This is a genomic window from Psychrobacter sp. CX16 (genome assembly GCF_057396245.1).
Genome location: NZ_JBXYJF010000002.1, coordinates 36,811 through 60,239 on the forward strand (window position 1 = coordinate 36,811; position 23,429 = coordinate 60,239).

Here is a 23,429-nt window from a genome sequence, read left to right on the forward strand (position 1 = left end):
CGCCCCTGAGAACGGATTAAGCAAAGCACTGCTTTGCCCGTTCGCAAGGCGAGAGCTGTGCTCGAGTGAGGCTCATGCTAAAATCGCCCCAGACGTTGTTGCAAACCTAATCAAGGTCTAGACATTAACGACGGTTTACGCCTAGTCTGAAACAATTTTAGCTATCAGCAGTGCTAATTTGCGAATGTTGCACACGCCCTAATTTACTAGACCAAAAAAGCGCTGCCTATTTGCAGCGCTTTTTATTGATAAAAATATCAGGATAATGATTCATCCAGTCCGTTTAATCGGCATTGTCTAGATTTAACTTACCATCGATTTTAAAGATTAAGAAGGTGCCCAAACACATTAATAAGAACATGGTCGCACCAAGCTTAAATACTGGATTTACTGGGAACATATTTAGTAAAAGTCCGCCGAAAATACCCACACAGAACATTAATGAGCCTTGAAGCGCACTGGCCATACCAGCACGGTGTTTTTGGAATGCTAAAGCAATGGCTGAGGCGTTTGGCTGCGTTAAACCTAGACCTGCAATACAAAAGAAGATACAGGTTAATACCAGTGGTAGCCATGCTCCTGAACCAAATAAAACACCCAATATTAGCAAACCTGTCGCCGCAGTAACCTGTAATAATGCACCAAAGCGCAATAACGAGATGAGACGGAAGCGATTGGTCAAGAATTGGTTGACCTGAGTGAGGATAACAAAGCCTGCCGCATTCATACCGAATATCAAACTAAACTGGCTTTCGGTTAATCCGTACCCGTCCATTAATAGCTCAGGCGCCGCACTAATATAAACAAACATCGACCCCATCAACATACCGCCGCCAATGGCCGGAAAGCCGAATGAGGCATCTTTTAATAAGTCGATATATTGACTAATAATGGTATTAAACGGACGATGGCTACGGTTCTCTTCGGTTAAGGTCTCTTTAAAGAAGAACTTAGTTAGTAACAGGTTTAGGATGCCAAAACTGGCTAAGAACCAAAAAATTGCGTGCCAGCTAAAGAAAGTCAAAAAGGCTGCACCCAGTGATGGTGCCAAAATTGGTGCTAAGCCCATGACCAATACCATGATCGAAAACGCTTTTGCCATTTGCTTTGGTGGCAATGTATCTCGAATCGCCGCACGGGTAACCACAGCACCAACACATGCCCCTAAGGCTTGTAGTGTTCGCGCCGCAAACAGTACATATTCATTGTTTGTGGTGGCACAAATGAGCGAGGCGATAACATATAACGTCATCCCAAAATACAGCGGCTTTACTCGGCCGACCCGATCACTTAGTGGCCCATAAACCAATTGGCCAAATACCAGACCAGCAAAATATGCAGGTACAGAGTTTGCAATTTGAGCGGTACTGACACCGAAGTCATCTGCCATACGCGGCAGCGCCGGTAAATACATATCAATAGATAAAGGACCGATGGCAACAATCAGTCCAAGCATCATAATCCAAGCGACCGGTAACTTTTGGTCGCTGGAATGAGTGTTGTGATGAGTTGAATTATTTGACATAAAAGATACGCACACCTAACAATTTAAGAAAAGCATCCTCACCCAATGGGGTGAGTGCTTATTTATTTCTATAGATTCAGTTATGATTATTCGTTATGAACGCTTATTAAATAAATATTGGTTTGCTTTACTCTTCTCTCTGCCTAGGCTTTCGATCAAGCTATAAGCGGTTGATTTGGATAGATTAAGACCATTTAAGAGGAGCTGGGAGCCGACCTCTTAATAGCCAATAGTATTCTATTAGCTAGGCTATTCAAACAATGTTCAGTAAATGGGGTAGACTGCCAATGTAGGCTAAGATATTCGGTTAACAGCGGATTAAGATAATGTACTGCACCAAAACACCTCATCAAGACATCAAGTGCAAGATATCAAGTGGACGGTACGCGCTGTTAAGGATGAAGGGTTAAGCAAAATCAGAATTACATGATAACCAATTTATGACAACTTACCTACCCTTACACCCCGTCTATTCAACTAAAATTACGCACACTGTACCTAATGATAACTTAAGGATGCGCTTGTCTACTTAACTCGCTATATGACTCGACTATTTAAATTGACGCTTTAAGAACGCCACGCTGCTGTCTTTAGCTTTTTTGATGGCAAGTTTACGGTTTTTGCCCCCTGCCATCAGCTTTAATTGCCACACCTTCTCATTGTATAGAGCCACTCGGCTTTGCTTGGTCATGCGGTTGATGACACGTTTGCCAGCGAGTACTGCATCTGGCGAGCGTGTGGCAATTTCGGCCGCCAAGGCTTGTGCCCGCTCGTAAGGCGCGTCATCCACATGAGTAAAGACACCGAGCTCTTGCGCTCGTTTGCCATCAATCATACGCGCGGTCATGGTCAACTCTTTTAACACGTCAGCACGCACCACATGTAGCGCCGACTGTGTCAGTCCCATATCAGGCACTAAGCCCCATTTGGCTTCCATAATTGCCATCTGACAATCAGCCGTGGTAATCCGAATATCACAGCCCAGTGCTAGCTGCATGCCGGCACCAATACAGTAGCCGTGCGTGGCGATAATAACCGGCATCGGTACTTCTCGCCATACGAGGCAAACGCGCTGAAAAATGCTTTGCTTCGGTTTGACCAATTCATACAGACCCATCAATGCATTCTTTGGATTGTTTAAATCACCCAAGTCAATCCCTGCACAAAATGCATCGCCCGCACCGTTAATAATAATCGCACGAATACTGCGATCCTTTTTAAGACGCTCAGCCACATCAATCAGCTCACGCATCATCTGAATGCTCATGGCGTTCTTTTTGTTTGGACGGTTTAGAGTAATCGTTAAGATATTATCTTGTTCACTAAGCGCTAATAGTGGATAGCTTTTACGAGTAATGGCTGACATAACTGACCTCTTTATATAAGTAAAATAAGGGTAATAAACGTTTTTCTAAATATGACCTTTTTAAATAGTATTTTCTAAACAAATTTAGCGCTAAGCCATCGACAAATAGGGATTAAACGACTGAATCAAAGGGGCTAAATCATTTTCCATGTCATGTCATTTTCACTGAGCGTTTTTGCATCATTCGCCTGCATTTGCTCTTCAATGTAATGCTCTAAATCTAGCGTCTGCAACGTTTTAAGACTGCTGATTAGACGCTCATAATAATTCTCTAACATCTCAAACTGCGACGGAATCGTATGCTGCACATTCAGTAAACATTTATCTTCAAAGTCTTGGCTGGCTTGACGGATTTGCGGTACCCCCGAATAGCGACTGGCACCCAAAATACGGTGCGATATTTGAGCCAGTTCTTCACGGTCTCGCATCTCCCACGCAGCCTCTAACGCATGAATCTCTTCTGGCACAGACGCTTGCATCATAACTAGTAGCTGCTTGGCCAAATCTGGTTTATTTGCAGAACGCACCAAGGCATCTTTCCAATCGACCACAGGTAATTCATCATGAGACTTTATATTACCCTCACTGTTAACCGTATTCGCTGAATGAGTTTGCGGCTCAGGCTTAGTCAATCCTGTCGCAATATTCGGCGACTTATTTGCTGACGCACGGGTTGGCGCCTCGCCACCTTTACCAAGCCAGCGCTGAAGGATTTGCAATAATTGCGGACGACTAATCGGTTTACCCACATAATCATCAATACCGGCAGAGATAAGTGTGTCTTTACCATCGGCAAGGCCATGTGCGGTTAAGGCAATAATCGGCAAATGCTTTTGATACGCTTTGTGACTGCGTTTTGCCTCTTCTTCTAGCTGACGTATCTTTTTGGCCGCTTCATCGCCAGACATACGCGGCATTTGCACATCCATGAACACCAGATCAATACGGCCTTTTTTATCTAGCGCCTTATTATCTAAATCTATGGCACTGTCTATACTACTCGGATTAGCCCTATTCGATAATTGATAAGTCTCAGACATGACCTGCCGGCTAATAATATCCACCGCATCATAGCCGCTACTGGCCGTCACCACCTTAATACCAAGCTCACTTAATAGGGCATCTAATACCAATAAGTTCGGCAAGTGATCATCAACGGCTAATACTGTCGTTCCTTGCCACGTTGGGGATGCCACCATGGTCGACATACTGGCCGTACGCGTATCGAGCATACGATATAGCTGTCGCTTGTCTAAAGGTTGGTACAATCCAAGCGCTTTATAACGCTCTAATAGCAGTGCATCTAGTGCAACCTGATAACCAAAAATGGCCAATTTACCTTGATAATGCAGGCGAATTTGTTTTAATAAAGCGGCTCTGTCCTCACGTGCCTCACTGTTTCCGCCATCAATAATAACCCAATCCCAACGGTTGCCACCCTCTTTTAATTTTTCAAGCGCACCGGCCAGTGAGCGTGCTATAGTCACATTAATGCTCAGTGGTCTGACTGCCGCCATAAATACCTGCATGCTAGAGGCGTGATTAATCCAAACTAGCATTTCAAACGGCGTATCACCGTTACCGTCCGCTTGAGCAAATGGGCACAATACCGGCAATTGCACCTTTTCTTCGTTATCGATGCTATCAAAACTGGCACCAAACTCGATATCGTCAGGCACATCCATCTCGACATGAGCCGGAATGCTAAACCAGAAAGTTGCCCCAGAACGCAGCGCAGCTTTGCCCATAGGATTGCTGTTTAAACCGCTACTGGCAATCCCTGATTCTGACAAAGACATCTGTTCGTTATCTCGTTCGCTGTCATTGTCATAAAAGCCAATTTTACCGCCCATCAATCGAGTCAATTGCTTAGAGATTACCAAGCCCAGCCCTGTACCACCATATTGACGGGTAATCGATGGGTCGCCTTGGCTAAAGCTTTTAAACAGCTGAGTCTTAGCTTTCTCGGAAATACCATGTCCTGTGTCTTGAATGGCAATATGAATCATGCCGCCAGACTTAGCTTTGTTGTTTGAGCTGCGTTTACTGCCTTGCTGCGCATTATCTGCATCTGACTCACTGTCGATAATATAGGCATTGTCAAGGGTCTCTACTTCATCGATGCCAACACGCACCACCACTTCACCCACATCTGTGAATTTAATGGCATTACCTACCAAATTGGTCAACACCTGCTTAACGCGTAGCGCATCACCAATAATGGTATTTGGTACATCGTTATAGTACATCACCGCCATGCGTAAGCCCTTCTCAGCAGCAAGCGGCGATAGCATATCCATCACATCATAAATGGCCGAATACAAGCTAAATTCATGCTTATCGAGGACCAGTTTGCCCGCTTCAATTTTCGAGAAGTCCAGCACGTCATTGACCAGCGCCAATAAATGCGCCGATGATTTACGAATGGTTTGTACATATAAGTCTTGCTCGGCCGTAAGCTCACCATGACGTGCCAGCAGATTAATAAAGCCGTCGATACTGTTTAACGGGGTGCGCAGTTCATGACTGATATTGGCCAAAAAGGCAGACTTGGCTTGGCTACTGGATATCGCCTGATCCCGTGCTTCACGAATAAAGATGTTTTGCATCTCCATCTCATCGAACGCATCACGTAAGTCATCTTCGGTCTGATCAGAGTGGTCTTTTAATTCTTGAAAATCGCTATACAGCCGGCGCAATGCTTTCATTAAATCCTGCTGCAACTGATTTAGCTCACCGCGCGAATCGGTATTGACCGGCTGATACATATTCTCTGGTGTAATTTGCTGCAGATGTAGGCGCAAGTCATAAATTGGCGCAATCCAGCGTTTAGCATAGATATTTAAACTCAATAACAAAATCAATAAGGTAAATAAACCGGTTACCCCAAGTCCTAGCCACACCTTTAGCTGAGCAATGGTTAATGGCTCATTGTCCATATCGACAAATAGCCAATACTTAGTGCCCTCATACTCTCCTAAGAGATGACCATAGGCGGTGCCTGCTGATGTCGGCACGCCCTCAATAAAGCCATAAGCATCTGCCGCTTCTTGATTGATAATAACCGCCCACGACATGGCATTTTGATCACCTGATGAAGCCACTAAATTACCCTTGGCATCCACCACGGCCACGCGCTGAATATGTTGATTGTTATTCATTGAAGATAAGATAAAGCTAATACGTTTTTGCACATCGTCTAAAGAATGCAAATTCTCCTCAATGACTTGATTGTCAGCAAGCGTGTTATTTAAAGACAGGTTTAGTGAGCTGGCGCCTGTATTATTGGGTGTGCTTTGATCCTCAACTTCTAACTCATCGCGGTCAGTACGCTCAGTATTATCATCCGTATTTTGTGGTATATCGCTTGATGTATTAGAGTTATTAGACCTTTGAGATAGAGCGGGTAAGCTATTTTGAGCCGAAGCTGATAACTCTGGGTCAACTTCCCAATTACTTTGGATATCGCCGATGCCTTGACTGTTCAAAATCACCGGCAAGATTTGTTTTACCATAGGCTCATAACGAATCAAAGCCGCCGTCGCTAAAGTACGCTGCTCAGACTCAATGGCTTTACTCGATTCCTTTTCAACCAAATACGCGCCCACCGCTGCCAGTAATACAATGGGTGAAAACACCATCAAAATAAGCTGAGCGTAGGCACTACTAAAATCGAGTATTTTTTTTCGCATGGTTTAAACTTTTATAATAGTAAAATGAGAAAGGAAAACGGGCAGGTTTAGCCGTAGTCATCAGCGGTCAATAGAGACTAAAGCACCAGCTGTTAAGTGTAACAGTTTTTCGACCTATTGCAGATAACTTGCTGAGTGTCAAAATGCTATAATCCTCCACATTGATATTCTATATAACCCACACTTACCTTTTTGAACTGAGAGCTTTTATGTCAAAATCAACTCAACTTCCGGTTAATTTCATCGAACAAGTCACTACTTTATCGCATTGTGTTGGCAACACGCCATTAGTCGCATTACAGCGTTTGCCAAAGCTTGAAGATATCAGCGGTCAGGTACAAGTTTTGGCCAAGCTTGAGGGCAACAACCCTGCCAGTTCGGTAAAAGACCGTCCTGCTTTTAATATGATTATGCAGGCCGAAAAACGTGGTGATATCAAGCCAGGTGACACCTTGATTGAGGCCACCAGCGGTAATACCGGTATCGCATTGGCCATGGTTGCCGCAATGCGTGGTTATGAGATGATATTGCTAATGCCAACTAATTCGACTCAAGAGCGTAAAGATGCGATGGCCGCTTACGGTGCGACATTAATTGAAGTCGACGAAGGTATAGAAGCGGCACGCGATCAAGCACTGCAATTGCAGGCAGAAGGCAAAGGCATTGTGCTTAATCAGTTCTCAAACCCAGATAATAGTGCTGCTCACTATGAAACAACTGGCCCAGAATTATGGCGCCAGACTCAAGGCCGCATTACCCATTTCATTAGCTCAATGGGCACCACAGGCACTATTTCAGGCACTGGTAAATATTTGAAAGAACAAAACCCAGATATCCAAGTAATTGGCCTACAACCCGATGAAGAAGCATCTATTGCAGGTATTCGCCGCTGGCCTGAAGCGTATAAGCCAGAGATTTTTGATGCCAGTGTGGTAGACCGTGTTATTGATATCAATCAGCATATAGCAGAGGAATACATGCGTAAACTGGCCCGTACCGAAGGTATTTTGGCCGGTGTATCCTCTGGTGCCGCTACTTGGGCTGCGCTGCAAGTTGCTGCTGAAATCCAACACAGTCAGCCGGATGCAGTCGTTGCCTTTATCGTTTGTGACCGCGGTGATCGCTACTTATCGACAGGTTTGTTTACTGCTGAGTAATACCTTTTTAAAAGTTTAACTTTGTCGTGGTTATGGCTGAGTCATGACTACTGTTCATTCGCTTGATAATCGTCTATAGCATGGTTTAGATATGATGACAGATTTTCCTAATACGCCGCTTTTGGTTTTTGATATCGAGACCGTTGCCGATTTAGACGGGGCGCGCCAAGTCTATTCGCAACTAGCAAAGCTTAACGATGAAGACACGCTGACGGCATTAAACAACTTACGTCTGCAAGAGTCAGGTCATACCTTTATGCGTCTGCCATTGCAGCGTATCGTCTGCATTTCTATGCTATATATTAAAGACGGTCAGTTCTCTTTGTTTTCATTGACCGGTGAAACAAAAAGTGAAAAAGAGATTATCCAGACCTTTTTTAGAGCCTTTAAGGATATTAACAACCTCCCTCAACTAGTGAGCTGGAATGGTTCTGGCTTTGATATTCCAGTGCTGATATATCGGGCAATGCAGTATGATTTAAGCGTGCCATTGTTATTTGAAGAGGGTAACCGAATTAATAGTATGCGCTTTGATAACTATGTTAATCGCTATCAAAGCAGACATCTGGATTTGATGGACCGCTTTAGTCAATACGGCGCAAGCCACAGAGAAGCCATGCACGTAGTTGCAAGCTTATATGGCCTGCCTGGTAAAACCGATATTGATGGTAGTATGGTCGGCGATTTAGTGCAGCAAGAACAGTGGCATAAATTGGCTATTTATTGTGAATCAGATGTACTCAATACATGGTTGATTTATTTACGTTGGCAACGTCTAAGCGGTAAACTATCCTCTAGTGACTTTGAGGCGTGGCAAGCGGAAACTCGAAGTTATTTAACGTCCAAACTAGAAAAAGATGGCAGTGTGCGCCATCAAGAGTTTTCGGCGTGTTGGCAGGATACCTAAAGTATTAACCTATAGATAATATATGACTAGATTAGAAAATTTATAAAGAAGTATTGAGTTTTTCTAATTTTTGTTGCATTATCTGTGAGCTATAGCATGGATGCTTCATAGTCTATTCATGAGTAATTTTTCATCTTATGAGCATCAACTTACCAAGTTGAACCAACCCGTTTTAAAATCTATAACATTATTGATGACTCTTCGATTTATTAGTAGTCATTAAGTGATAAAAAACACAAAAAAGGAATTTAGTGTGAAAAAACTATCTTATTTAGCTATTGGACTATCAATTCTATCAATAACTGCTTGTAACAACCCTTCTGAATCAACCTCAACCTCAACCTCAACTTCTACTGATCCTATTGGAGAACCCTCTCGCCCTGAATGTATAGCCCCAGCTAAACCTGGCGGTGGCTTTGACTTAACCTGTAAACTTGCTCAGTCTGGCTTAAAAGAAACTGGACTACTTGAAAAGCCAATGCGGGTTACTTATATGCCTGGTGGCGTGGGAGCAGTTGCCTATAATAAAATTGTCAGCAATGATCGTGAAAACAATGATGCCATTATTGCTTTCTCAACAGGTTCAATACTAAACCTTTCGCAAGGTAAATTTGGAAAGTATACCGAACAGGATGTCAAATGGTTGGCCGCAGTTGGTACTGATTATGGTGCCGTTGCCGTAAGTGCCGATTCGCCAATTAAAAACCTCGAAGACTTAGCCAAAGCGCTAAACACCGATCCTAAATCAGTGAGTTTTGGTGCGGGTGGTAGTGTTGGTGGACAAGACTGGCTCCAAACCGCTATGTTCGCTAAAACAGTAGGCGTTGATCCTAGTAGTATGACCTATGTCGCCATGGAAGGTGGTGGAGAGGCTATAACTGCTGTACTTGGTGGACATATTACTGCCGTCAGCTCTGGTATAGCAGAAGTAATGCCTCAAGTTAATGCTGGAAAGCTTCGTGTTTTAGCAGTCTTTTCAGACGAAAGACTAGAGGGTAATATGGCAGATATTCCAACCGCTAAAGAACAAGGCTATGACGTAGTATGGCCAGTTATTCGCGGTTTCTATATGGGGCCAGATGTAAGTGAAGAAGCTTATAATTGGTGGAAAAATAGCTTTGATAAAATGTTAGCTGACCCTAAGTTTGCTGAAATCCGTGAGCAAAGAGAATTATTACCTTTCTCTATGACGGGTGAAGAATTAGAACAATACGTATATAAACGTACTGGAGAGCTTAGAGAATTATCCTCTCAATTCAATCTTATTGAGCAATAATTAATCTCTAGAATGGTAAGAGTTGGTTTAAATACCTTTTCCAACTTTCTTACTTTCAAGCTTTAGGAATGAAATTATGACAATGGAGCGTCTTTTCTCTGGTCTTTTAGGAGCTATCAGTCTATGGCTAATATATTTAGCAATAGGCTATACGGCACCAATTGCTTACGATCCAATAGGACCTAGACCTTATCCAATATTAATCTTCTCGCTTCTTGCATTGGGCTTATTTATTGTTGCATTAAGACCCTCAAGGTTTACCAAACAAATAGACCTGAATTTCAATCCAGCTATTATTCGGAACTTAATTCTATGTGTAATAGCTTTAATTATTTATGGTTTATTTTTCGAGACCCTTGGATTTCCTATAGCAACCACCCTAATGTCTTTCGCCGTAGGTATTCTATTTGGAGGCAACCCTGTTAAAAGCTTTGTATTCTCTGCAATTCTTAGTGTCTTTTTATATATCCTATTCGATATATTTTTAGATGTTAAGTTACCACTCGGGTTTTTATCAGGCATAAGGGGTTAAATTTATGGAAACTTTTGACTTTTTAATGCATGGTTTCGCCATTGCAATGACCCCTAAAAACCTACTTATCGCTTTTATAGGCGCATTTTTAGGTACCATCGTAGGTATGTTACCAGGATTGGGTCCTATAAATGGTGTTGCAATATTGCTGCCATTTGCTTATGCCTTAGGTCTACCCCCAGAAAGTGCTCTCATTTTATTAGCAGCTGTTTACTTAGGATGTGAGTATGGTGGTCGAATTTCTGCAATCTTAATTAATGTTCCTGGTGATGCAGGCGCCATTATGTCTACCCTAGATGGCTATCCTATGGCCCGACAAGGTAAAGCAGGTATTGCATTATCCTTATCTGCGGTTAGTTCATTTGTAGGTGCAACTATTGCCACTATAGGCGTTGTCTTATTTGCACCACTACTAGCAAAATGGGCCGTATCTTTTGGTCCTGCTGAATATTTTGTACTAATGGTATTTGCTATTACTTGTTTAAGCGGGCTTGTCGGGGATCAACCTATTAAAACTGCTATTTCAGCCTTGATAGGTTTAGGCTTAGCAACAGTTGGAGTTGATGCAGTAACTGGTATCTATCGATTCACTTTTGATTCAGTTCATCTTTCAGATGGTATACAATTCACCACCATTGTTATTGGTTTTTTTAGTGTTAGTGAGATACTTATACTATTAGAGAGAACTACGACTGGGCATAAAGTTATTGAACAAGGCAAACGGAGTTTATTAAACTTTAAAGAGTTTATGTTTAGCTTTGCAACGATGTTACGCAGCGGATTAATGGGTTTTATCGTAGGTATCTTACCGGGGGCTGGTGCTACTATCGCAAGTGCTATGACTTACGCTAGTGAAAGAAAAATAGCGGGTAAAAGTGGTACTTTTGGAGAGGGCGATTTGAGAGGGGTTGCTGCACCAGAGGCTGCGAACAATGCTTCTGCATGTGGCTCTTTCATTCCAATGTTAACGTTGGGCGTACCTGGTTCTGGGACCACTGCAGTAATGATGGGAGCTCTTACCCTTTACAATATTACACCTGGTCCTCAATTGTTTGCTGAGCAACCTGACATTGTATGGGGTTTAATTGCCTCTCTATTTATATGCAATATTATCTTATTAGTATTAAACATACCCTTAGTAGGCTTTTTCGCAAAACTGTTAAATATTCCAAGTTATATGCTTTTACCTGCCATCGCAGCCATTAGTTTTGTGGGTGTCTATTCAATTCATAGCACTACCTTCGACTTAATTTTTATGGTAGCTCTTGGTGTTTTTGGTTATTTTTTAAGAAAGTTAAATTTCCCTCTATCTGCTCTAATTTTAGGTTATGTTCTGGGAGAGTTAATGGAATCTAACTTGAGACGTGCATTATCCATTTCTCAAGGTGAATTAGGGATATTATGGAGTAGCCCCATCACTTTAGCACTATGGTCCTTATCAATATTAATGGTATTTGTACCGTTCTTTCGCAGTATTTATATTCGTAGATATAAACCTCGTACTTAATTTAAGCCTAGATAAAAGGTATAAGAGTAAAGGCATCCATAGGGTGCCTTTTTAATATTTATAGCTCATTAAACAATCCCCTGTGCTAAAATCTATCCTAATTCAAACCCCATTTTCATGTACATTTAATAGATAGGCAGGTTTATGCAGCCCACCGATACAATGAACACCTCACAAAACAAAGCAGAGAACACGCCGGAGAATACAGGCAAATCAGCTCTTGCCGCAGCGCCAAGCAAAAAGCTATCGAAACCAAGCTCACGTGTACGTCGTCGTCTAAAAGAAGCGCCACCCCTGCCATTTAAAGTAGACGGCTTATCTCATGACGGCCGCGGCGTAGCTGTTTATGGCAATGAATTTGGGGTGGACGACGGTCACACGGAAGACAAGCATGGCAAGAAGGTTTTTGTCAGCTTTGCCCTGCCAAATGAATCAGTCAACGTGCGCTTAACCAATAGCCGCAAAAGCTTTGAAGAAGGCGATGCGATTGAGATATTAGCCAATCCACATCCAGAACGCCAAACACCGCCCTGCCCTCATTTTGGTGTTTGCGGTGGCTGTAGCTTGCAGCATTGGCAACCAGATGGTCAGATTGCATTTAAACAAACCGTATTGGCTGAACTATTAGACCATCAAGCTGGTGTCCAGCCTGATAACTGGCTTGCGCCTGTGATTGGCGATCGCTTGGGTTATCGAACTAAAGCGCGTATGGGTGTGCGTTATGTCGCCAAAAAAGAAACCGCCCTAGTAGGTTTCCGTGAGCGCAACAGCAACTTCCTAGCTGAGCTAAACGAGTGTCATATTCTCGATGAGCGTATTGGCTTTGAGCTTGAGAATCTAAAAGCGTTAATCAGCTCGCTAGAGGCCCGTGCTCATATCGCCCAGATTGAGCTTGCAATGGGTGAGTCACAGCCTGATCTGCCTGATGGCGATCAACCGGTTGCCCTAATATTACGCCATCTTGAGCCACTCTCGGATGCTGATATCGACAAACTAAAAGAGTTTTTTAAAGCACGTCATTGGCAGCTATACCTGCAATCTAAAGGTCCTGACAGTATTAAACGTATTGCTTTACATGAAGGTGACGATATTAGCGAGAAATTCGGTCGTTTGTATTATAAGTTACCTGAGTTTAATTTAACCTACGAGTTTATTCCTACTGACTTTACCCAAGTGAATTTATCGGTAAACCGTAAGATGACTAAGTTGGCATGTGATTTGCTAGATTTAAAATCAGGAGAGCGTGTTTTAGATCTATTTAGTGGCCTTGGCAACTTCAGTTTACCTCTTGCTCGTCTTGTTGGCGGTAAAGATGGTACGCAAGGTCTGGCGATAGGTGTCGAAGGCTCAGATGCGATGACGGCACGTGCCTCTGATAATGCTAAGCGAAATGGCATCACTAATACGGAGTTTTATAACCAAGACTTAACGCAAGATTTCAGCGACCAACCTTGGGCGCAGCAGGGTTTTGATGCGATTTTAATTGATCCACCACGCTCTGGCGCTTGGGAAGTCATGCAGTATTTACCAAGATTTGATGCTCAGCGCATTGTCTATGTATCTTGTAATCCTGCCACGCTTGCCCGCGATACCAAAGCACTTATCGAACAAGGCTATCGACTCACAGATGCTGGTGTAATGGATATGTTCTGTCATACCGGTCATGTTGAATCGATTGCTCGTTTTGAAAAAGTGGCATTAGCTTAGACCGTTCTAACTTAGACCGTTTTAACTTAGGTCCAACTTAAGCAGTTATATTATCCTGAACACATTTAAACATCGGACAGAGAGCGGCTTTAGGGAGTTTTTATTGTTACCATCTCCTTACAGCTGCTCACACAGTGCGCCTTGAATTTTTATTTATAAATAAGATAATAATTAAGTAATAGAATAGTTATAGAGCGACGTACACTTTGTGGGTTGCCAGACGGATTTTGAGGGAGGAAAATTTGGTAAAGGTTCGTGAAGGGTTACCCCTTATTGACGGTCAGACAACACAAGAAGACAGCGCCTCCCTTGCTGCCCAAATGATTGCTCAGCAGCAACATGGGTATTACAACCCTGCCCGACCCTCTTTTGAGATGCTGAATGAAGACCTCAAAAAGCAGCTGACCACCTCCAAACTCATGACGGCGATGGATCGTTCCATCAGTAGTGAGCTATTACCGCTGAATGACCTCATTCATCCAAATAACCTTGAACTCGACACACTTACTTTTTCTAAAAGCACCCCGACGCCTTCTGAAAATAATCTAGCCAACCCGCAGTCTTCAGACTCAGCGGCGCCTAGTGATGAGCTTAAGAGAAACACTGTTCTTGCTGATAATACTATTATTGACTTGCCAGCTTGGTTAAAAGCGGTGGCCAATCGTGTCAATATCGATGAGTTGCCTGATTTAGCAAAGGCCTGTAATTTAATTGGCACTCAGTCAAGTCTTACAGAAGATAAGGACAATCGCTCTAGCGCCTATATGACAGGTATCGGCATGACCGATATACTGACCTATCTATACCAAGATGAAAATGCGCTGACTGCTGCCATGTTATATCGTGCTGCACGTACCACACTTATCTCTAATGAGCAGATTGAGGAGAACTTTGGTAAAGAGGTCGCCACCTTAGTTAAAGATGCGCTCGCAATGGGGCAGCTTTCTGAAACCATTGAGAGCAACAAGCGCTTAGAAGATCACTTTGCGAACAATCAGCGTGAGCAATTGTCTAACATCTACAGCATGCTTATATCTATGACCAACGACGTGCGTGTGGTACTTATTAAGCTTGCCGAGCGTACCTTCGCCATGCGTGAGCTGTCTTACGCCAGTGTCGAGCGCCAGCAACGTGTGGCGCGTGAGGTCATGACCATCTATGCCCCTCTTGCACACCGTCTGGGTATTGCACAAATTAAATGGGAGCTTGAAGATTTAGCTTTCCGTTACTTAGCGCCTGATCGCTATAAAGAGATTGCTAAGCTTTTATCTGAGAAGCGCAGCGAGCGCGAAGAATACATCGAGCGTGTACAGAAGCAGCTTGAAGAGGCTTTAAAAGAAGCCGGCATTAAAGGTGTGGTTTCTGGGCGCGTCAAACATATCTATTCCATTTATCGTAAAATGAAGCTTAAAGGCTTATCTTTTGGTCAGCTTTATGATATACGAGCGCTGCGGGTACTCGTTGATACACAGGCTGAGTGTTACCATACCCTAGGTTTGGTACATGGTATGTGGCGCCATATTCCTGAGCAGTTCGACGACTATATTACCAATCCAAAGTCGAACGGTTATCGCTCGCTACATACCGCCGTCATTGCCGAACATAAGTCATTAGAGATTCAAATTCGCACCCACCAAATGCACTTTGAAGCAGAGCTTGGTATGTGTGCGCACGTGAATTATAAAGAAGGTGGTAAGAATAAGCAGGACGCTTATCTTAGCCAAAAGATAAACTCCTTACGTCAATTACTGCTTGCTGGTAGTGATGCCAATAATAAGAATCTAGAGCTTGCAGGACTGCAGGATGATTTAGACCAAGAGCCTGATGAAGAAGAGCAACTGGTCGATTTCAATGAGCTTGAGCACATTTATGTGTTCAGCCGTGATGGAGATATTACTGAGCTGCCTAAAGGTGCCACCGTTCTTGATTTTGCTTACTATGTACATACCCAAGTGGGTAACCGAGCGCAGGCAGCTCGCGTTAATCAGCGCTATGTACCCCTAACCTATCAGCTCAAAACTGGCGAGCAAGTAGAGATTATTACCAAGTCTTCTCGTGAGCCTAATAGAGATTGGTTGGTACCCTCTTTGGGTTATATTCATACCAACCGTGCTCGTTCGAAGCTACGTCAATGGTTTAATAAGCAAGACCGAGATAAGAACCTTGAGATTGGTAAGCAAATGCTCGCCAAAGAGCTGACACGCCTATCATTACATCCTAATAGTATTAACCTTAAAGACTATATTAAGCACTTTAATAACGTGAACTCTGCTGACGATATTTTGGTCGGCTTGGTCACTGGTGATATTGGTATCCACCAGCTAACAGGCCATATCTCACGTGAGCTTGATCTTGTTACCGATAAAGAAGAGCAAGAATACACGCCGAGCGTACATCCTAAAGTCACCGGCAAGCTAGATGCTTATAAAATCAGCATTGATGGTCTAGATAACATTGAAATGCGCTTTGCCAACTGCTGTCAGCCTATTTATGGTGAGCCTATTGCCGGATTCATTACTCAAAGTAGTGGCGTCTCAATTCACAATCGCGGCTGTGCTGAGTATGCACGCTTGATTGAGCGCGAACCTGAACGTCAAATTCCGGCCTCTTGGGTATCGCAGCAGACCAGCTATCAGCCGGTTGAGATTATCATTGAAGCTTACGACAGACGCGGTTTATTGCGTGACTTGACTCAGGTGATTGACAAAGAAGATGTGAATATTCGCGGTGTCGATACCAATAGTGACGATGATAATATCGCCCGATTAAAGTTTAAGCTCGAAGTCACGGGGCTGTCTCAACTGTCTAAATTATTGGCAAAACTTGAGCAGCAACCGGGTATTCTACATGCCAGACGAGCCGTTTAACAACAAGAGGTATCATGCCTGAATTACCAGAAGTCGAAACCACCAAAAACAGTTTAGACCCTTTACTATACAAAACAGTCAGCGATGTACAAGTCTTTCAACCAAAGCTGCGTTGGCCCATCCCTGACGATATTGGCAAGCTAAAAGACCATACATTGTTGCAAGTAAAACGACGTGCTAAATACTTGATTCTAGACTTTGTACGTGACCCAGAGTCAGTTAATAGCAATGCGTTTTCAGATACTTTATCGCTTATCGTACATCTTGGAATGTCGGGTAGCTTACAGCAATTCCCTGAAGGGACGCCTAAGCGTAAGCATGATCACTTGATTATTCATTTTTGTGCTCAATCCTTGGATGCCAGTGATGAACATCAGTATATTCAGCTGCATTACCATGATCCTCGTCGCTTTGGCGCCATTCTATGGTTTGATGACTACGCTGACAAGCTATTTAACCATCTAGGCGCTGAACCCCTAGAAGCTGAGTTTACCGGTGATTACTTATATAATCGTATCCATCGTATTGAAGATAATACAAACCGTAAAACCTCTGCCAAACCAGCATTGAAACCGATTACTCGCCCGATTAAAGCAGTGATTATGGATCAGGTGTTTGTGGTGGGTGTGGGTAATATCTACGCCACAGAAAGTCTATTTTTATCTGGTATTCATCCCAGTACACCAGCCCATCTTCTAACCCAGCAGCAGCTCGCGACCTTATCTGAGCATATACGCGCGATACTAAAAAGCTCTATCGAAAAAGGGGGCTCTACGCTTAAAGACTTCACGGTTGCCAGTGGGACTACCGGTTACTTTCAGCAGACTTTAGATGTCTATGGAAAGTATAAACAGCCCTGCCCCCACTGTGATACACCTATTGATAAAGTGACCATTACCGGTCGTGCCAGTACGTTTTGCCCACAATGTCAGCCCTTATAACTGATGATGCTGTAAACGGTTACAGTATTAAAGTTGTATAGCTATATAAACGTAGCGCACATAAAAAAGAGACCCAATTGGGTCTCTTTTTTATATGCTATATAGCAACAAATAACAGGTTAGTTTAGCTAAAAATACTTATTTATTTAATTTCGCGCTAATTTCACGAAGTAATAATACTTCTTCTGATGGCTCTTCTACCGCCTCTTCTGCTATTTCTTCTTTGCGGCGCATAGAGTTCATACCTTTTACCATCATAAAGATAATAAATGCAAGGATTAGGAAGTTGATTAGAACAGTAATGAAACTACCATAAGCTAGGATAGGTACGCCGGCTTCTTTAAGTGCATCATAAGTCATAGCAACACCTTCAGGGGCATCGCCAAGCACAACAAACATATTCTTAAAGTTAATCTCACCGCCGAAAATAAAGGCGACGATTGGCATAATAAGATCTTCAACCAATGATGTGGTAATCGTAGCAAATGCGCCACCAATGATTACACCCACTGCTAAATCCATTACATTGCCTTTTAGGGCAAACTCTTTAAACTCTGACACCATACTCATGAACATTTTCTCCATAGACCTGACTATCGACAGTTTGGTAAGTAGCGTTATTCAGGTCACTAACTTTACTAAATAATTGGGGAACAGATATTAACAATTTCTTAAATCCGTAACAACTTATTATTGTAGGCAATCTACATGATTTTATTCATATCATTACATAATAATAAATGCGGTATGCAATTTAACACAAAAAAAAGGTTAACATAGTATCACTATGTTAACCCTGTCATTTTCTGCCTTACTTAAAGTAACCCAGAGAACTTAAAACGAATTAGCTGTCTTTTTTGCTACGACCGTGACGCTTACGCTCACTTTCAGTTAAGTACTTTTTACGTAGACGAATAGATTTAGGCGTTACTTCAACCAATTCATCATCTTCGATAAACTCAAGCGCTTGTTCTAGTGTGAACTTAATTGCAGGCACTAAGGTCAACGCTTCGTCAGTACCGCTGGCACGTACGTTGGTTAACTGTTTAGCTGTTGTTGGGTTAACAACCATGTCATCACTTCGTGAGTTCAGACCAACAATCATACCTTCGTAAACTTCAAGCTGAGGCTCAGCAAATAGTTTACCGCGTTTTTGTAGGTTAAATAGTGCATAACCTAGGCAAACACCGTTGGCCATTGATACTAGAACACCGTTAGTACGGCCGCCAACTTCACCAATTTTCTGTGGACCATAATGTGAGAAACTAGAGGTTAGGATACCTGAACCTGAAGTCAACGTTAGGAACTCAGAACGGAAACCAATAAGACCACGTGCAGGCATAACAGCTTCAATACGCATACGGCCTTTACCGTCTAATTGCATATCTGTCATCTCGCCTTTACGTAGGCCTACCTGCTCCATAATCGCGCCTTGATGCTGTTCTTCTACATCAAAAATAACGTTTTCATACGGCTCTTGTAGCTTACCATCTACTTCTTTAACAATAACTTCTGGACGTGACACACCAAGCTCAAAGCCTTCACGACGCATGTTTTCGATAAGTACTGATAAGTGAAGCTCGCCACGACCAGATACTTTGAACTTCTCAGCTGATTCTGTATCTTCAACACGTAATGCTACGTTATGAATCAATTCACGCTCTAAACGCTCACGAATATTACGTGACGTTACGAACTTACCTTCACGGCCAGCAAATGGTGAGTTATTTACTTGGAAGGTCATAGAAACCGTTGGCTCATCTACAGTTAGCGGTGGCAAGGCTTCTACATGGTTAGGATCACAGATGGTATCTGAAATATTCAGAGAGTCGATACCAGTAATACAAACGATATCGCCTGCTTGTGCATCATCAACATCAACACGATCTAGACCATGATAACCCATGATTTTTAAGATACGGCCGTTACGAGTATTGCCTTCTTTATCGACAACTGTAACCGGTGTGTTTGTTTTAACGCGGCCACGTTCAATACGGCCAATACCAATAACACCAACGAAGCTATTATAATCAAGGCTCGAAATTTGCATACGGAAAGGTGCTTCCGCATCGACTTGTGGTGGCTCTACAACATCAACGATGGTTTCAAACAGGGGGGTCATATCATCAGCAAGATCATCAGCGCTAAGGCCAGCGATACCGTTTAGTGCTGAGGCATAAACCACATGGAAATCTAACTGTTCATCGGTTGCGCCTAAGTTATCAAACAGATCAAATATTTGATCCATTACCCAATCAGGGCGCGAACCTGGACGGTCAATCTTATTAATAACAACAATTGGCTTTAAGCCTTGTTCGAAAGCTTTTTGGGTTACAAAGCGTGTTTGTGGCATAGGGCCATCAATAGCATCTACAACAAGTAGTACGCAGTCAACCATAGACATAACGCGTTCTACTTCACCACCGAAGTCGGCGTGACCTGGGGTATCTACGATATTAATACGGTATTCGATATCTCTTTTAGGATGCTGCCATTTGATAGCAGTATTTTTCGCTAGAATCGTGATTCCACGTTCTTGCTCAATTGCGCCTGAATCCATTGCGCGTTCCGCAATATTAGCACGTTCGTCAAAAGTACCTGATTGATGCAATAGTTTATCAACTAGGGTCGTTTTACCGTGGTCAACGTGAGCTATGATAGCGATATTGCGTAAGTTTTTTATTTCGTTAGACATAATTTTAAAGACTCAATATTTTTGCGGGTAATAATTAGTAACTTATTTTCAGGGCTGCAGTATAGCACTATTATGTGACAGTTTATAAACTCATTTTACAGCTTCGTTAAGAAAACATGAAAAAGCTACTTTTGATAAAAATAAAAAAAGCCACCAATTAGGCAGCTTTTTTTATAAATAACTACTAAAACAACTTAAGATATTATTGTACTTGCATATCTTTAGTTTGGTCAACAGTCATGGTTTTGTTACCAGTGATAACAGCATATACACGACGGTTCATTGCACGACCTTCTTCTGTATCGTTTGGTGCGATTGGACGGTCGTAACCGTAACCAATAGTGCTTAAACGGTTAGGAGCAACACCGAATTCGTTAGTAAGTGCAGTCTTAACAGCGATAGCACGTGCTTCAGATAAACGTTGGTTATAACGTGCTGAAGGACCAGTCTTAGAGGCGTGACCTTCGATGCTAGCTGAAGAGTTAGGATACTCGCGCATCTTCTCTGCTACTTTAGCGATTTCTGGCTTGTACTGATCTTTGATAACTGATTTGTCGTTATCGAAGAACACACGTAGTTCCATTTTCAGTTCGTCATCGATTAGAACTTGTTTCTGACAGCCTCTCTCATCTACAACAGCGTTAGCTGGAGTATTTGGACACTGATCTAACTTGTCGATTACGCCATCATTGTCTGAATCTTGGTCAGCTTCAATAATAATAACTGGAGTTGGCTCAACTACTGGTTGTGGTTCAGCTTGTGGTGGTGCAACAACTGCAGGAGCTAAGTGACCGCCTAGAACAACTTCTAGACCAGCTAGACCCATATAGTCCCATAAATCATGGTCAAAGTTATGGATAGCACGCGCTTCACCACGTAGGCTTAAAGCGTCATTGATGCGGTACATAGCACCAAGACCTAGGTTACCGATAGTATCTTTAGTTTCAGCCTTGTTACCACTTGAATCTTTAATTTCAAGTTTCTGCTGACCAGCACCGATTAAAGCGTATGGACGGAATGCAGAATCACGGTAGCCTGAGAATTGATCGAAACCAATTAGGAAGTTACCAGTGATCATTTCACGCTCAGCATCACCAATTTTGTCATCATTGCGATTTAAAGCATCAGAGTCAGTAACACCGTACTCAATTTGAAACTGAGTTGATGGGGTTAGTTCGATACCTAGTGCAGCACCAGTATATAGATCATCTTCTTGATAGAAGCCAACTTCCTTTGCATAGTCATCATCGTCAGCTTCAGTGTAATGGTAACCTAATAGTAATGGGCTCACTGTTACACCAGCAGATGCCATCATTGGTACAGCAGTTGCCGCAGCAAGTATAGCTAAAGTAATTTTGTTAAGTTTCATAAACTTCCTCCAAGGGACTGTTTGTGTGCAAAAAACACTTGTATCTCTAATTTGTAGACACCCTACTCACTAAAATAGAGTTGGACACTAATTTACACTATCGCATAATAGCTTATATACAAATTAAATATTTTACAACATATTTTTTTGACTCTGTCTCTTTACATACACAAAGGTACTATAGATATACTTAGTAGCCACAATCTAAATATGTGACAGATAGATTGGTAGTGGAAAGGACAATAAATTAAGTTAATTAAGATAATAGTCTAAAAATAGTTATGTGTTTCATCAGTTATTAATGGCAATTCTAATACATGTGACAAAATACTTCTATCTTTTGACAGACATTTTTCACTAAATGTAACAAAATTTGACATTAAGTTATAATTAACTTTTAATCAATACCATCATGCTTAACTGAGTATATTAAATATTCACCTATTTACCATGACTCAATAGAGTCAATCACGGCTGTCTATAATCAGCAGACGCCTTCCTGTTACTCTTCCGCTGATTCTTTTAAGGCCTTTGTATGACAAACAGTGCCAGACCTATTCGTTATCTGCCAATACGGTCACTGCAAAGAGGTTTTACCTTCCTAGAATTAATATTGACCATCGCTATTTTGGCGATTTTAAGTGCTATCGCCATTCCATCGTTCATCTCTACTCTTCGAGCTTATGAGGCAGACGAGGTGCAACGTCATATTATTAACGGTTTTAGGCAGGCTAAGGCAGAAAGCTTAATACGTCATCAAAACGTTATACTCTGCCCTGCCAGTAATAATAACCTCTGCCAAAAAAATAACTCTGAGTATCTATTAACCTTCACCGATCATAATTTAAATAATAAATTCGATAGTGCCATAGATACTATTTTAAGTAAGCAGTCACTAGATTTAAATTATGGGCAGATCTATTTAAGAGCAGGGCGGCGTGACTATATTAAGTTTTATGCAGATACGGGGTTGCCACGTGGACACTTTGGGCATATCAAATACTGTCCTAATAACGGCTTAAACACAAATATGTATCAGATTTCTATTAATCAGCATGGCAATTATCGCTACAAATCTCCTGCGCTTGTGGCAACTGGCTGTCCTTAACTCTCAGGCAATGAGCTTATTGATGCATCGCTTGCCGCATTGCTTTGACTGCACCTTCTAGACCCATAAACACACTGTCAGCGATTAGCGCGTGACCAATATTTAGCTCATAGATACCCTCAATATTGGCAATAGCCGTCACATTATCTCGCGTTAATCCATGACCTGCGTTAACGATTAAACCCTCATTTAAATCGTGCGCATAAGCAACCGCTGATTTGATTCTATGAAACTCTCTATCGATATCTGATGAGTTATTCTCTATTAATGTCGCTTGCGCATACTGACCGGTATGCAACTCGACAGCGTCGGCCTTAGCAGCGATAGCTGCCTCTATTTGTGCAGGCTCTGGGTCAATAAACAACGATACTTTAATACCAACTTCATGCAGCTTTTGAATGTATGTCGTAAGCGCCTCGACTTGAACAGCGACATTTAGACCACCTTCTGTGGTTAGCTCTTCACGCTTTTCAGGTACCAAACATACCCATTCAGGCTTCACATCACGTGCAATATCGAGCATCTCTGATGTCATCGCCATCTCTAAGTTCATACGTGTTTTAAGTTTGGGCTTCATGAGGTAAACGTCATTATCCTGTATATGGCGTCTGTCTTCACGCAAATGTAGAGTAATGCCATCAGCACCAGCTTGCTCACAAACCAAAGCAGCTTCTACCGGATCAGGATAATTCACACCACGTGCCTGACGCAGAGTTGCCACGTGATCAATATTTACGCCTAGCAAAGGAAGAGTTTGAGTTGTCATACAAGCTATCCTAT

The 23,429-nt window shown here is 42.4% G+C and carries 16 protein-coding genes; 9 read left to right on the plus strand and 7 right to left on the minus strand.

Translation table 11 applies throughout. The features are described from left to right. Positions 1-283: 283 nt before the first annotated feature. The 3 genes from AC2SLM_RS00965 to AC2SLM_RS00975 all read right to left on the minus strand — a co-directional run bounded on the left by AC2SLM_RS00965 (position 284) and on the right by AC2SLM_RS00975 (position 6,583). Entirely contained in the window at positions 284-1,525 is a 1,242-nt protein-coding gene (locus AC2SLM_RS00965; RefSeq protein WP_486551429.1) for a multidrug effflux MFS transporter, read from the minus strand. Between the two features lie 550 nt (positions 1,526-2,075). Continuing rightward, entirely contained in the window at positions 2,076-2,891 is an 816-nt protein-coding gene (locus tag AC2SLM_RS00970; protein WP_486541715.1) for a crotonase/enoyl-CoA hydratase family protein, read from the minus strand. A 134-nt stretch (positions 2,892-3,025) separates the two neighbouring features. Continuing rightward, positions 3,026-6,583: a histidine kinase dimerization/phospho-acceptor domain-containing protein gene (locus AC2SLM_RS00975; protein WP_486551431.1), complete on the minus strand. Its 3,558-nt coding sequence runs from the start codon at positions 6,581-6,583 to the stop codon at positions 3,026-3,028. 209 nt (positions 6,584-6,792) lie between these two features. On the opposite strand from AC2SLM_RS00975, the gene cysM reads away from it, so the two are divergent. The 8 genes from cysM to mutM all read left to right on the plus strand — a co-directional run bounded on the left by cysM (position 6,793) and on the right by mutM (position 17,477). Further along, entirely contained in the window at positions 6,793-7,740 is a 948-nt protein-coding gene (gene cysM, locus AC2SLM_RS00980) for a cysteine synthase CysM (RefSeq protein ID WP_486551433.1), read from the plus strand. Positions 7,741-7,831: 91 nt separating this feature from the next. Next, on the plus strand, positions 7,832-8,647 hold the full coding sequence (locus AC2SLM_RS00985; RefSeq protein ID WP_486551435.1) for a 3'-5' exonuclease: 816 nt from the start codon (positions 7,832-7,834) through the stop codon (positions 8,645-8,647). 253 nt (positions 8,648-8,900) lie between these two features. After that, positions 8,901-9,923, plus strand: a complete 1,023-nt coding sequence (locus tag AC2SLM_RS00990; protein WP_486551436.1) for a Bug family tripartite tricarboxylate transporter substrate binding protein — start codon at positions 8,901-8,903, stop codon at positions 9,921-9,923. Positions 9,924-9,999: 76 nt separating this feature from the next. Continuing rightward, positions 10,000-10,455 (plus strand): tripartite tricarboxylate transporter TctB family protein, encoded by a 456-nt coding sequence (locus tag AC2SLM_RS00995; RefSeq protein ID WP_486541705.1) that lies wholly within the window; start codon positions 10,000-10,002, stop codon positions 10,453-10,455. A 4-nt stretch (positions 10,456-10,459) separates the two neighbouring features. Next, entirely contained in the window at positions 10,460-11,962 is a 1,503-nt protein-coding gene (locus AC2SLM_RS01000) for a tripartite tricarboxylate transporter permease (RefSeq protein WP_486541703.1), read from the plus strand. A 144-nt stretch (positions 11,963-12,106) separates the two neighbouring features. Beyond that, positions 12,107-13,669, plus strand: coding sequence for a 23S rRNA (uracil(1939)-C(5))-methyltransferase RlmD (rlmD, locus tag AC2SLM_RS01005; RefSeq protein WP_486551438.1), 1,563 nt, complete (start codon positions 12,107-12,109; stop codon positions 13,667-13,669). 242 nt (positions 13,670-13,911) lie between these two features. Further along, positions 13,912-16,536: a RelA/SpoT family protein gene (locus AC2SLM_RS01010; RefSeq protein WP_486551440.1), complete on the plus strand. Its 2,625-nt coding sequence runs from the start codon at positions 13,912-13,914 to the stop codon at positions 16,534-16,536. A 14-nt stretch (positions 16,537-16,550) separates the two neighbouring features. Further along, entirely contained in the window at positions 16,551-17,477 is a 927-nt protein-coding gene (gene mutM, locus AC2SLM_RS01015; protein ID WP_486551442.1) for a bifunctional DNA-formamidopyrimidine glycosylase/DNA-(apurinic or apyrimidinic site) lyase, read from the plus strand. Between the two features lie 138 nt (positions 17,478-17,615). On the opposite strand, the gene mscL is transcribed toward mutM, so the two are convergent. From mscL to AC2SLM_RS01030, 3 genes are all read right to left on the minus strand, one after another. After that, positions 17,616-18,047 carry a large conductance mechanosensitive channel protein MscL gene (gene mscL, locus AC2SLM_RS01020; protein ID WP_486551444.1) on the minus strand — a complete coding sequence of 144 codons (432 nt, stop codon included), beginning with the start codon at positions 18,045-18,047 and terminating at the stop codon, positions 17,616-17,618. Between the two features lie 274 nt (positions 18,048-18,321). Next, a complete protein-coding gene (gene typA, locus AC2SLM_RS01025) occupies positions 18,322-20,172 on the minus strand; it encodes a translational GTPase TypA (RefSeq protein WP_486551446.1) in 1,851 nt (616 codons plus the stop codon). A gap of 202 nt (positions 20,173-20,374) precedes the next feature. Next, positions 20,375-21,541, minus strand: a complete 1,167-nt coding sequence (locus AC2SLM_RS01030; RefSeq protein WP_486551447.1) for an OmpA family protein — start codon at positions 21,539-21,541, stop codon at positions 20,375-20,377. A 535-nt stretch (positions 21,542-22,076) separates the two neighbouring features. Between AC2SLM_RS01030 and AC2SLM_RS01035 the strand changes: the two genes are divergently transcribed. Continuing rightward, positions 22,077-22,649 (plus strand): pilus assembly FimT family protein, encoded by a 573-nt coding sequence (locus tag AC2SLM_RS01035; protein ID WP_486551449.1) that lies wholly within the window; start codon positions 22,077-22,079, stop codon positions 22,647-22,649. 16 nt (positions 22,650-22,665) lie between these two features. On the opposite strand, the gene pdxJ is transcribed toward AC2SLM_RS01035, so the two are convergent. Beyond that, positions 22,666-23,415 (minus strand): pyridoxine 5'-phosphate synthase, encoded by a 750-nt coding sequence (pdxJ, locus tag AC2SLM_RS01040; RefSeq protein ID WP_486541687.1) that lies wholly within the window; start codon positions 23,413-23,415, stop codon positions 22,666-22,668. Between the last annotated feature and the right edge of the window lie 14 nt (positions 23,416-23,429).

Coding starts and splice junctions, on each gene's coding strand:
- AC2SLM_RS00965 (WP_486551429.1), bottom strand. CDS start 1,525: ATGTCAAATAATTCAACTCATCACAACACTCATTCCAGCGACCAAAAG.
- AC2SLM_RS00970 (WP_486541715.1), bottom strand. CDS start 2,891: ATGTCAGCCATTACTCGTAAAAGCTATCCACTATTAGCGCTTAGTGAA.
- AC2SLM_RS00975 (WP_486551431.1), bottom strand. CDS start 6,583: ATGCGAAAAAAAATACTCGATTTTAGTAGTGCCTACGCTCAGCTTATT.
- cysM (WP_486551433.1), top strand. CDS start 6,793: ATGTCAAAATCAACTCAACTTCCGGTTAATTTCATCGAACAAGTCACT.
- AC2SLM_RS00985 (WP_486551435.1), top strand. CDS start 7,832: ATGATGACAGATTTTCCTAATACGCCGCTTTTGGTTTTTGATATCGAG.
- AC2SLM_RS00995 (WP_486541705.1), top strand. CDS start 10,000: ATGACAATGGAGCGTCTTTTCTCTGGTCTTTTAGGAGCTATCAGTCTA.
- AC2SLM_RS01000 (WP_486541703.1), top strand. CDS start 10,460: ATGGAAACTTTTGACTTTTTAATGCATGGTTTCGCCATTGCAATGACC.
- rlmD (WP_486551438.1), top strand. CDS start 12,107: ATGCAGCCCACCGATACAATGAACACCTCACAAAACAAAGCAGAGAAC.
- mutM (WP_486551442.1), top strand. CDS start 16,551: ATGCCTGAATTACCAGAAGTCGAAACCACCAAAAACAGTTTAGACCCT.
- mscL (WP_486551444.1), bottom strand. CDS start 18,047: ATGAGTATGGTGTCAGAGTTTAAAGAGTTTGCCCTAAAAGGCAATGTA.
- typA (WP_486551446.1), bottom strand. CDS start 20,172: ATGTCTAACGAAATAAAAAACTTACGCAATATCGCTATCATAGCTCAC.
- AC2SLM_RS01030 (WP_486551447.1), bottom strand. CDS start 21,541: ATGAAACTTAACAAAATTACTTTAGCTATACTTGCTGCGGCAACTGCT.
- AC2SLM_RS01035 (WP_486551449.1), top strand. CDS start 22,077: ATGACAAACAGTGCCAGACCTATTCGTTATCTGCCAATACGGTCACTG.
- pdxJ (WP_486541687.1), bottom strand. CDS start 23,415: ATGACAACTCAAACTCTTCCTTTGCTAGGCGTAAATATTGATCACGTG.